The organism is Corallococcus sp. 4LFB (assembly GCF_046520365.1).
Lineage (GTDB): Bacteria > Myxococcota > Myxococcia > Myxococcales > Myxococcaceae > Corallococcus > Corallococcus caeni.
The window spans coordinates 1-1,195 of the sequence record NZ_JBKGHJ010001031.1; the positions used below are offsets into that span (position 1 = coordinate 1).

Genomic DNA, 1,195 nt, shown 5'->3' on the forward strand with positions numbered 1-1,195 from the left:
CGGGTGCGCGTCCGCCTCCAGCAGCGCCGCCAGCCCTCGTGCCCTCGGGCGTCACGAAGGCCAGCGGCGGAGGGCTTCGGCCTTCGCGCCGAGTGCGCCCTCCGCGCCCACCGCCGCGACCCTTGGCGCTTCAACGGTGGAGGGCCGCGTGGCGGCCGGGACCGGGAACTCCACCGCCATGCGAGGCGCGGCGTCCGGGACGTGCGAACAACCCACCAGGCAGCCCAGCGACAACAGGGTGACGAGCGACGAACGGCGCAGCAGCAACAAGTCCTCCGGGGGTGAACGCGGGCGCATTCAACCCCGGAATCGTTGTACGTCAAACAGCGTTCACCCCTCCCAGGTCGCGAGCAGGTCGCGCACCCGCGCGTACTTCTGGAGCAGGGCTGCGCGGTGGGCGCTGAGCACCACCATGAATCCCACCACCATGAGGCCCAGGAGCGACAGGAACGCGGCGCCCACGCGGTGGTCGCGCATTCCGAAGCGCACCAGGTTGGCGGCCACCGCCGTCACCAGGAACGCCGAGCCCAGGTACACGTAGGAGCGGATCCGCAGCGCGATGCCCGCGCCCACGCCCACGAGGCAGAGGAAGACGCACAGGAGCATCGCCTCGCCGTCGTTGAAGAGCAGCGGCTTCCACGCGCCCGCCACGTAGATGCCCGTGACCGCCAGGGCGCGCAGCTGCGCGTAGGCGTCCCGCGACAGCCCCGTGCGGAAGACGCGCAGGAGCAGCAGCAGGGAGAGGCCCGCGGGGATGGCGTAGTACTGCGGCTCGCCGGAGCCGGTGCCCAGCCACACCAGGTACAGCGCCGTGTTGAAGGCCGCGACGGACATCAGCGACGCGGGGCCCTTCTGCTTCGTGAACGCAGCGAGCGCCGCGAAGTGCGCCGCGTAGCCCACGAGCAGCGCCATCGCCACGAACGGCTGGCTCCACGGCACCGTCAGCAGGCCCGCCAGCGGGAAGAGCCACGCGCCCGCCACGCGGGACGGCGGAAGGCCTCGAGGCCCGCGCCCTCGCGCCGCACGAAGAGGTACAGGCCGGTGAAGGCCGCGCCGCCCATGATGGACACCAGGCTGTCCGCGGCGTCGGGCCGCGCGCCCAGGCCGATGAAGCGCACGCAGAAGTAGCCCGTCGCCACCACCGCCTGCGCGAGCCACGCGGCGGACTCGTCCTCCTCGCGCGGCCGCGTGCGCA

Annotated in this window: 3 protein-coding genes; all 3 read right to left on the bottom strand. The window is 72.9% G+C overall.

What is annotated here, in order from left to right; all coding sequences use genetic code 11:
* Nucleotides 1–51: 51 nt before the first annotated feature.
* Nucleotides 52–297: a hypothetical protein gene (locus ACLEQD_RS43805; protein WP_410391853.1), complete on the bottom strand. Its 246-nt coding sequence runs from the start codon at nt 295–297 to the stop codon at nt 52–54.
* Nucleotides 298–330: 33 nt separating this feature from the next.
* Nucleotides 331–981, bottom strand: coding sequence for a hypothetical protein (locus tag ACLEQD_RS43810; RefSeq protein ID WP_410391854.1), 651 nt, complete (start codon nt 979–981; stop codon nt 331–333).
* Nucleotides 942–1,195, bottom strand: a 254-nt coding sequence (locus tag ACLEQD_RS43815; protein WP_410391855.1) for a hypothetical protein, incomplete at its 5' end; no start/stop codon positions are given. The genes ACLEQD_RS43815 and ACLEQD_RS43810, both read right to left, overlap by 40 nt.